This window comes from Frankia sp. CcMO1 (assembly GCF_977945845.1).
Genome location: NZ_CDWTMG010000192.1, coordinates 1 through 9,450, shown reverse-complemented (window position 1 = coordinate 9,450; position 9,450 = coordinate 1). Strand labels below are relative to the sequence as shown.

At 69.0% G+C, this 9,450-nt stretch carries 7 protein-coding genes; 5 read left to right on the top strand and 2 right to left on the bottom strand.

The genetic code is table 11. The features are described 5' to 3' along the window. Nucleotides 1–273 precede the first annotated feature (273 nt). Entirely contained in the window at nucleotides 274–1,293 is a 1,020-nt protein-coding gene (locus AC08OU_RS18690; protein WP_476605419.1) for a hypothetical protein, read from the bottom strand. Nucleotides 1,294–1,857: 564 nt separating this feature from the next. Here AC08OU_RS18690 and AC08OU_RS18685 point away from each other — a divergent pair. From AC08OU_RS18685 to AC08OU_RS18665, 5 genes are all read left to right on the top strand, one after another. Then, a complete protein-coding gene (locus AC08OU_RS18685; RefSeq protein WP_476605418.1) occupies nucleotides 1,858–3,069 on the top strand; it encodes a hypothetical protein in 1,212 nt (403 codons plus the stop codon). Beyond that, the gene (locus tag AC08OU_RS18680; protein WP_476605417.1) at nucleotides 3,066–4,328 is read left to right on the top strand and encodes a TRM11 family SAM-dependent methyltransferase; all 1,263 of its coding nucleotides are present in this window, start codon (nucleotides 3,066–3,068) and stop codon (nucleotides 4,326–4,328) included. The genes AC08OU_RS18685 and AC08OU_RS18680 overlap by 4 nt, the downstream gene beginning before the upstream one ends. 158 nt (nucleotides 4,329–4,486) lie before the next feature. Beyond that, the gene (locus tag AC08OU_RS18675; RefSeq protein ID WP_476605416.1) at nucleotides 4,487–4,654 is read left to right on the top strand and encodes a hypothetical protein; all 168 of its coding nucleotides are present in this window, start codon (nucleotides 4,487–4,489) and stop codon (nucleotides 4,652–4,654) included. Nucleotides 4,655–5,000: 346 nt separating this feature from the next. Continuing rightward, a complete protein-coding gene (locus tag AC08OU_RS18670; protein ID WP_476605415.1) occupies nucleotides 5,001–6,713 on the top strand; it encodes a recombinase family protein in 1,713 nt (570 codons plus the stop codon). A 956-nt stretch (nucleotides 6,714–7,669) separates the two neighbouring features. Continuing rightward, on the top strand, nucleotides 7,670–8,695 hold the full coding sequence (locus tag AC08OU_RS18665) for a hypothetical protein (protein ID WP_476605414.1): 1,026 nt from the start codon (nucleotides 7,670–7,672) through the stop codon (nucleotides 8,693–8,695). Nucleotides 8,696–8,788: 93 nt separating this feature from the next. Here AC08OU_RS18665 and AC08OU_RS18660 read toward each other — a convergent pair whose 3' ends face one another. Continuing rightward, complete coding sequence (locus tag AC08OU_RS18660) at nucleotides 8,789–9,130, bottom strand: hypothetical protein (RefSeq protein WP_476605413.1); 342 nt, start codon at nucleotides 9,128–9,130, stop codon at nucleotides 8,789–8,791. Nucleotides 9,131–9,450: the final 320 nt, after the last annotated feature.

Here is a 9,450-nt window from a genome sequence, read left to right as displayed (position 1 = left end):
AGCGTCGGCAGGGCGGCAGCGTCGGCTGGGCGGCAGCGTCGGCTGGGCGGCAGCGGCAGGCGGCAGGCGGCAGGGCGGGAGGCGGTGGGCCGTCGTCCGGGGCCGGGTGGGGCCACCTCCCTTCGCGGGTCGAGGGTGGTGGTGCGGCGGCGGTGTCAGACGCTCGCCAGTGGCGTCCGGCCCCGGACGACGGAGTTCGAGTGGTCGATCGGTTGGGTGCTATTGGTGCCGCCGACCTATCGGCGCGGGTGCCCTACGGGCGCGGGGTCAGGGTCAGGCTGCGCGGGGATGCGGCGCCGGTCCGGTGATGGGCGGGTGAGGTTCCCCCGCACCCTCCAAACCGGGGTTCTGGGGGGCGATATCCGGCCCAGGCCGTGAATGTGACCGATCCGTGACCTTGCGGTGGCTGGTGGCGTTGGGGTCCAGGACGCTCACGAGTCGGGTCTCGGCGCGGGTGCGGTCGTCGGCCAGCGTGGAGTGGGGCAGGGTCCACTCGTCGGCCAGGGACTGGAGGGTGTCGCCTTCCAGGCGGGTGCGGGCGATGAGTTCGGCCTCGTACTCGCTGAGGACGCCGTCGGTGACGGCTCGTCCCAGGACGAAGTCCGGGTGGCCGAAGGGGCGGGGTGGCGGCATGGAGGCGCCCATCGGCACCACGACTCCCGCGGTGGCGGGGTCGCTGGCTCGGTAGCGTTCAGCGGCGCGGTAGGCGGCCCAGCACAGTCGCGACGCGACCCGGCCGGTGGCGGTGTCGATGCTGCGCAGGGCGGTCAGGTAGCCGGTCAGCATCTCCGACTCCAGGTCCGGCACCTGCTGGGCGGGGGCGCGGCGGGCGAGCCGGGCGGCCATCCGACGAAGCCCGGGCAGTCCGAGTCCGACCGCGCCGACCACCCAAGCCGGATCGGCCGGCTCGCCATCGGCGGCAGGACGAGCTCGTTCGACCACGGCAGACCACACCCGGTCGCGGGTCTCGTACCGGGTCGCGGGATGCAGCAGCAGCGTCCGGAGCTCGTCCAGCGGGATCGCGCGGGCCGGCAGATCAGCCATGGCGTCGTAGTCACCGAGACGGGCACTGTGATCGGCGCCGAGTCCGGTGACGTCCAGAGCGAGCGGTCGAGGGCCGGTCACCAGGGCCGCGAAGGCGGCCTCGGCCGTCGCCAGCGGTGACCCCTGTGGGGAGTCGGGTGACGGCGCAGCGGCCGATTCCGCGGGAAGGTACGGCTCTACGCCGGTTTCATGACCGGCTTCGTGACCGGCAGCAGCTTCGGGGGTGAGGTGGGCGCGGTGACGCGGCATGAGGCTGGACTCCCTGAAGGACGTCGGTGGATACCCCACCGCCGGGGTGTTCGGCCAAGCGGTGGGATCGGTTTCTCCATGGCGCGCAGGTGCCTGTGTCGGGTCAGCGGCGGAACGTGGGCGGCACTGGGCCGGGTCAGGGGCGGGCCGGTGTCGGGTCCGGGGCGGCTGAGTGGCGGGTCAGGGGCGGCAAGGGACCGAACGTCATTCGCGGAAGAGCACGCCGGGAGGGGCTGCTCCGGTGCTGACCTGCACGGAGCCACGTCCAGGTGGCTTACGCGGACCCCGGCGTGGGGTCCGCTCGCACGCGAGCGAGAACCTGTTGTGTGACCTAGACCACGAGCGACTCGGCGGCGCTGCGGTGTCGGCTCAAGCGGGGGTGCTTGGCGCGAACCCTGGCGTCGGGTCGCCAGGGTCGCCGGGCACGCCCTGTGGTGTCCGCGCCCTCGTCCGATGGACTCGGGTCACGAACAGGTCACGACTTCGGGCCTGACCGGATATCGCACGGCGGAATCCGGGTTTGGAGGTGTCAGACGCTCCCGGTGGCCGTGGGGCAACACCCTCATGGCCTCTGCCGCCGATCAGCCCTCCTCCTCGCCGGACTCCTTCGCCGTCTCGCCCTCGCCCGATTCCCGTGTCTACTCGACGGTCGCCGGTGGGGAGGACCGAACCCGTGCCCGTTGGGTGATCGCGCCCACGCCGGTTGCGGTGTGGACGCCCGGCTCTCTGCTGCCGTGCTTTCGGCGGCGGCACCGGCCGGGATTCGGTGAGCCGCCGTGCGCTTGGCGGTGGCCGACCCGGCTGTGGGAGTCGGTGCTGGCCGCGTACTCCCGCCCGGGTGACCGGGTGCTGGTCACCGACGGCGCCGACGGGACGGCCGTGCGCGTCGCCGTCGGTATGCAGCGGCGGATCGTCGCCCGCATCCCCAGTCGCCTTCAGCGCGCCGGTCTCTACGTGGAGTTGCTGGAGGATCAGCCGCGCCGGGTGCGGCGCCAGATCGTTCTCTTCGGCGATCAGCCCTCCTCGCACGCCGCGCTCGCCAGCAGCGACGCCACCTCGGCGACCCCCAGCGGGGCTGCGGGCCCGGGCCTGCAGTGGCCGGCCAAGGCCCTTCGCAACCCGGTCGACCTTCTGGTCATCCCGCCTCCGTGCCCCGCCGACCAACCGGCGCCGGGCTCGACGACAGCGGACCACAACGGTTCGCACATCCACGCGGCAACCGGCTCGGTGCCGCTCGGATCCGGCGCAGCATCCGCGCCGGACTCGGCCGGTGCCGGTGCCGGTGCCGGTGCCGATGCCGATGCCGGGGCCGGTGCGGGTGACGAGTCGCTCGCGTGGCAGCTGGAGGTGCTAGCCGCACGGACGGCGCTGGTCCGGCCCGGCGGTGTCGTGGTCGTAGTGACCCGCCTGACCCCGGCCCGAGAGGGGGCGGTCGACAGGATCGGGCCGGTCATCACCCGAGCCCGCAGCCTCGGCCTGCGGTACTTGCAGCACGTGCCAGTGGTGCATGTCGACCTGCGCGACGGCCGCTTCCAGCCGGCCTACGGACCGGACGATCCCGCCTGGCACCTGGACCTCACCGACGAGCACGACCTGGCCGAATGGTGGCGGCTGCCGCTGCGGCACCCGGCCGCCAGCGACGGCGTCGGCCCCACTGGGCAGCCGCGGCTGCACATGCCCATCCATTCCGACGCCCTCGTCTTCTTCCGCGACTCCCACCTCGAAACCGACCTCAAGAACCGCACCGCCGTCCACGTCCCCGGAGGCGCCCAGTGACCAACCCCACGAGCGACCCGGACGACCGCGTCGGCCGCCGCGGGTCCGGCCCGGACGGACGCCGCGCGCAGCTCTCGCTCGTCCCGGCGGCGAACGAGAACGCGGCAGCCGAGACCGCGCGGACTGAAGAGCCGACGGCCGAAGGAACGAGTGAGCACCAGACCACCGGCCCGCGGCAGGAGCGATCGGAGCGCGCGAGGGTGACGAGGGATCCGTCGGCGTACGACGAGCCGGATCCGGTGCTGACCGCGGCGTCGGTGTGGGTGACCGGGCAGCAGGATGCCAAGACGCAACGCCGCGGCCGGTACGTCCCGGCCGCGGTGGAACACCCGGCGAAGATGCTGCCGGAGATCGCGCGGCACGCCATCGTCCACTACACCCGCCCAGGCGAGGTCGTGCTCGACCCGATGTGCGGGATCGGCACCAGCCTCATCGAGGCCGTCCGCGCCGGCCGACACGCACTCGGCGTTGAGTACGAGGCCCGCTGGACGGCGATCACCAGAGCCAACCTCGCCCTGGCCCGCACAGACCACGCGCCGGGCCACGGGCACGTGGTGTGCGCCGACGCCCGCGACCTGCCCCGCGTGATCCACCCCGCCCTCGCCAGCCTCGCCGACCGCCTTGGCCGTACCGGGCCGGACGATGACCCAGCCGACCAGGCCGACACGTCCGACCTGGGCGAGCGCCGACGGTGGCACCGCCCGGTGTCGCTGGTGCTCACCTCCCCGCCGTACGGGGAGCACACCCACGGCCAGGCCAAGACACTCCCCGGCCGCGGTGTCGCCAAGCGCCACCACCGCTACACCCAGACTCGCCGCGGGTCGAAGAACCTCGCCCACGCCGACCTGAACGACCTGATGGCAGGGTTCACCGACATCCTCATCGGCGCCGTCGCGCTGCTACGCCCCGGCGGACACGTCGTGCTCACCGCCCGCCCCTACCGCCGCGGCGGCGAACTGGTCGACCTCCCCAGCGCCGTGATCGCCGCAGGCCGGGCAGCCGGGCTCACGCTCATCGAACGGACGCCTGCCCTGATCGCCGGCCTGCGCGCCGACCACCTCGTACCCCGCGCCTCGTTCTTCCAACTCCTCGCCGTCCGCCAAGCCCGCTCCGCCGGCATCCCACAGCACGTCATCCAGCACGAAGACGTGATCACCTTCCAGCTGGCACCCGACGGAGCCCAAGCCAGCACCGCAGCCGCGGCGGCAAGAGGGAAACCGTCCGGCACGGCAAGCACCAACGGACTGGCGGCCGCGTGAGTGCAGCGCCTCAAGAATCGTCGGATGCGCGCGCCAACGATGCGCCTTCGGTCAACGAGCTCTCACCCGCCCAGCAGACCCCTGCGACCCGCGGCGGCGCGGCCGGCCGGAGGTCGGGATCACCGCAACGGTGGCGGGTCGACTCCATCGAACAACAGGTGATGACCCCTCCGGAGTACGACGCTGCGGTCGCGGCGCTCGCGGCGCTCATCGCCGTCTGGAACCCGGCCAACCGCAAGCCGGACAAGCCGGACGGTGAGGCAGCGGGCGGTAGTCGTGACCGATCCAAGCACGGGCACCCCGGCCGACTTCCCGGTGCCGCCTGACTGCCTGCCCTCGCACTGCCCCCCGCGTCCGACCACGTCCACGGCAAGGGACCTGGAGCGCCCCCGCGCACTGCCGCGGCGGGCGCTCCACCTTTGCCCGGGATCAAGCAACCCTGGACCGCCACATGCGGCAGCCACGCGGCACCCGTCGCCTACGCCATGGAGGTCACCGCCAATGCACGCTCCGTCTGATCGACCCTCGTCAGCTCTCGCCGCCAGCACACCTGACGGCGAGGCGTACCGTCCATCCAGTCCAACCACCCGCAGCGGGCGCACTGCGAGAGGCGCGCGCGGGAAGAAGCGCACGAACGCCTCGCGTCCCGCGCGCAGCCTAGGCAGTGGAGCGATGCTGGGCGCCGACGGGATGCCCGACGTACGGGTCGGGGTCTACGTGCGGCGCTCGACCGACGACGAGCACCAGCCGTACTCCATCGAGGCGCAAGACGCCAGGCTCGGCGCATACGTCGACTCCCAGCCCGGGTGGCGGCTGGTGGCGCGGTTCGCCGACGACGCCTCCGGCGCGACCCTGGGCCGCTCCGATCTGCAACGCGCCCTGGCCGCCGCTCGCACCGGAATGATCGACGTTCTGCTCGTCTACCGGGTCGACAGGCTTTCGCGGAACCTGCGGGACACCGTCACCGTGCTGGACGAACTCGACCAGCACGGCGTGGTGTTCCGGTCCGCGACCGAACCGTTCGACACCGCCTCCCCGATCGGGCGGATGCTGGTCCAACTCCTGGCGATGTTCGCCCAGTTCGAGCGCGACACGATCATCGACCGAGTGATCGCCGGGATGGAACGCAAACACGCCAAGGGCATGTGGAAGGGCGGACGCCGGCCCTTCGGCTACCAAGTCGACAAGCGCAACGCCCGCCTCATCCCGGACGAGAACGAAGCCGCCGTCGTGCGGCAACTATTCACCCTCTACGCCATCGACCGGCTCGGCTCCAAAGTGATCGCGCGGACGCTGAACGACCGCGGTCACCGCACCACCAACGGCGGCACCTGGTCCGGCTACCAAGTCCTGCGCGCCCTCACCAACAGCACCTACCTCGGCGAGCTGACCTTCCGCGACAACACCGTGACCGACACCCACGACCCGATCATCGACACCCACCTGTGGCAGACCGCCCAACGAGTTCTCGAAGAACGAGGCGACAACTACCGCCACCGCGCCGCCAACGCCTCCGACTACCAACTGACCGGACTCATGCGCTGCCCCCAGTGCGGCACCGCCATGATCGGCACCAAGGCCACCGGCCGGTCCAAGACCTACCGCTACTACACCTGCCACTCCCGCAACCGCTACGACGCCCGACGATGCAACGCCCCCCGGCTCAACGCCGAAGCCGCCGACGCCGCGATCCTGACCGCACTCAGCGACTTCTACCGCGACCAGCACGCCCTGATCGCCGACGCCGTCGCAGACGCCCAACGCGCCCACCGCGCCGCCACCACCGACCGCCGCGCCGAACTAACCGCGGTCGAGAACGACCTCGCCGGCATCCGCCGCTCCCTCGACCGATACCTGACCGCCTTCGAGAACGGCACCCTGGAGCCCGAACTCCTGGCAGAACGCATGACCCCGCTACGCGAGCGCCAACGCGACCTGGAGCACCGGCACGCCGCCCTGCAATTGGACCTCGACAGCGAACCCCAGGCCCCCGAACCCGCAGCCCTACGACTCGTCGCCGACAACATCCAACAGATCATCAACGCCGGGAACCGTGCACAGACCAAAGCCGTCATCGAAGCCCTCGTCGCCAGCGTCACCATCATCGGCCCCGACCAACTGACCCCGATCTTCCGCATCCCCGCATCCGCCCCCGGCCACCCAGTCCCCATAGCCGCGACACCGCCCAACGACGCACCCAGCCACCCCACCACCACGACACACCCCCCGCTAACCGCCCAAACCAGCAACGGGGCCGCGCCCGCCGCAACGGCAGACACGACCCCGCAGCAGGCGGTTCGCGCAATGACTAACTTGGTGGGCCCCGTGGGGATCGAACCCACAACCCGCGGACTCAAGATCGATTGTTCTCGACGTTGCTCGTGATCGCTCGACGATGCCGATTACCTGGGCGGATGCGCTGCGTCGCGGCCCCGGCAACCGCGTCAGGGCTGGTTGTCTGGCATCGTTCCAGGTGGGTTAAGTGTGGAATCGATCAAGCAACCAACGCGGCCGTCGGCCGCTCGTCGCTCGTCCAACTCCTCCTCAGCCTGGCGGATCTCGTTGTGTTCGTCCCGCCGGCGCGCCCGGGACGCCTCACCGCTTGGCTTCTTCGGTGAACCCCCAGTGACCATGCTTCCGCCCCATGTCCCTGAGACCCGCATACTCCGTCTTGCCCTTGCCAAATCCCACGCTCACAGCGTACGGCCGAGCCCCCAGACCTCGGACGCCGAAGGAGTGAACCCCCTCGATGCGAACTGCTGGCACGCCGGTCGCTGAAGGTCGCGTACGAGGTCAGCCGGTCGACCGCGATCAGCCAGGGTCGTCCTGGGTCGAACTGGTTGCTGTGCTTCTGTGCTGTACTCCTTGCCCTACTTGACCCCGGCTGCTCATCACTACCGTGTCAAGGCGTCGCTTTCGCCCGACAGGTAGAGGTGTTCAGCTCCTGACCTGGCGCGCTTCCGGCATCGGCCGTACGAACTTCCGACGCACTCCCCCACATTGCCACCCACCCCGTAGGGCTGGCCTAGGGCCGGCCGTAGGGCCGATTGTGGACGGACCCGAAGACCGCGCGGACTCACGGAATTCCAGCCGTCACCCGATCCGCATCGGGGTTGGTCAATGCCGTCGAGCGGGTCGAGGCACGTACCAGCGTCCAAGTCCAGCCACCGGAATCATGAGACGGAGTTGCCGAGAGGACAGGGGGCGGACAAGGGCCAGTGTGGACTCTCACAGTTGGCGCGTCGTCGTCGCCTCGCTGACGGCGTAAAGGGTTTTTGCCCCCGCTCGTCTTTAACCCTTAAGGTCTTGCATGGTCGGGGCATGGCGAGGGGAAGAGTGAAATGGACGTTCAGGTTGAGTATGATTTTTATCTTGATTTTCGACTGCCTGTCTTTGAAAACTCCGAAGAGGACTTTGGCGTCCAATTAGAGATTATTGGAAAATATGAAGCAACTGCCTACATCATTCCTCGCGGCCCAAACGAGCCACTCTTCAGGGGTGAACAAGGCAACACGATCGCGGGTTCGCACATGCAGATCACATCCGTTCATGATCCCGCCATCAGGATCAGGTTGTCGCCAGCGGAAGAGCGCGTCGCTGACCGGATCCATCTGATCCTCCAGTGGAGTCAAGACGGCAAGCCAGAAGACGACCCAACGTGTGCGGATATGTGGTTTGAACGAGCCGTCAGACTTGCTGAGTCATTCCTAAGCCACGTGCGTAGCGTTTCGAGATCGGCGCGAGTAAAGCTTGAGCGACATTGGGACCCGCGCGAGCAAAAGATCGTTCTCGTTGGGCCACATTCACAGGCCTGGTTCGAGCAGGTCACCCTCAATCCTCTGGCGATGTTCAATGGCGTGAACACCCTTTCTTCAGGTGGGATTCTAAGGGTTCCGGATACCGGCTTGATCGACCGCAGTCGCTTGGAGGACAGTATTTCCGCGAGCTCCGATGCTCCGCTACATTCGAGCCTGCTCGTGGACGCAGAGGAAGCGCTGAGGGCGGTTCGACTGCGGGATGCAGTTCTGGCGATGGCTACGGCGGTTGAGGCTCGGGCGCTCCTTTTTGCCCACGAATCATCGCTCAGCAAGACACGAACGAAGAAGCTAACGGAGCCAGATGGTCGAAGCTTCCCCGCACGCTACTATGGGGATTTGCCGACCGCAGCACGCGGCCGGTCACTGGAGATAGACGAACCCGCGACGTTTTTGAGCCTCGTCGCATCCTATTCTGAACGAAATGGACTCATGCATTCCGGAGAAATGTCTCAGACGCTGACTCAACTAAAAGAGGTCGATCGTTACCGACTGGTGTATGAATGGCTTGCTTCCTGCCGATCCGCCATCGATTGGATGGATCAGCTCTAATATGCATCAGCGTTTCAGGTTGACATCACGGCGCGTGTTCTGATTGGCCGTCACAACCGTGAGCGTGGCGCGACATGGGGACTCAGCGGCTACTCACCGATCGCTTGCTCCCCACCGTTGTTGAGCCGCTTGGCGAGTGGAGCCGAGGCGCTCGGCGATTTCGGCCCAGGAGTAGCCGAACGCGCGGAGGCCGTTGACGGCGTGCTGAGTGGCGGCGTTCAGCTCTTCTTGGAGGGCGAGGAGGTCGGGGAGCCCGTCGACGTCTCCTTCGGCGATGCGGCGGCCGTGGGCTCGGATGATGCGGCGGGCGAAGGCGGCGTAGTCATGGTTCTCCACGCTGCTGCGGCGCTTGCGAGACCGGGCCGGCTGCTGGGTCGAGCTGGTGCCGTTGAGGGTGTTGGGTGTCAAGGCGGTGTTGACGTGGTTCTGGCGCATGGGGGCCTCCGTGGGGAATGGGCTGGCGGTGGGGGCGGCTCTTGTGCCCCCACCGCGGGCCGCGAGGTACCGCGCCCGGCGAGGCTCGCCGTCAACTCCGCCCTGCTCACTGCGTCGACCACGCGCAGGTGCGGAGCACCTTCCTGGATCGGCGTCCAAGTCGGAGTTGACGGGGAGACCGGGCGTGGTACCGGAAGGTGAGACACGGGCCCAAGGTGATCGGCCTCGCGCGTCGCCGTTCGCGACCAGCGCTGGGAGGCTCGCGCGGGCCGGACGGCACCTCGTTGATCAGCTACCCCGGGGAGGCATTGACTACAGTC

What these genes read in the sequence shown, in the direction of transcription:
- AC08OU_RS18670 (WP_476605415.1), top strand. Translation starts at nt 5,001, where the DNA reads ATGCTGGGCGCCGACGGGATGCCCGACGTACGGGTCGGGGTCTACGTG.
- AC08OU_RS18685 (WP_476605418.1), top strand. Translation starts at nt 1,858, where the DNA reads ATGGCCTCTGCCGCCGATCAGCCCTCCTCCTCGCCGGACTCCTTCGCC.
- AC08OU_RS18690 (WP_476605419.1), bottom strand. Translation starts at nt 1,293, where the DNA reads ATGCCGCGTCACCGCGCCCACCTCACCCCCGAAGCTGCTGCCGGTCAC.
- AC08OU_RS18665 (WP_476605414.1), top strand. Translation starts at nt 7,670, where the DNA reads ATGGACGTTCAGGTTGAGTATGATTTTTATCTTGATTTTCGACTGCCT.
- AC08OU_RS18660 (WP_476605413.1), bottom strand. Translation starts at nt 9,130, where the DNA reads ATGCGCCAGAACCACGTCAACACCGCCTTGACACCCAACACCCTCAAC.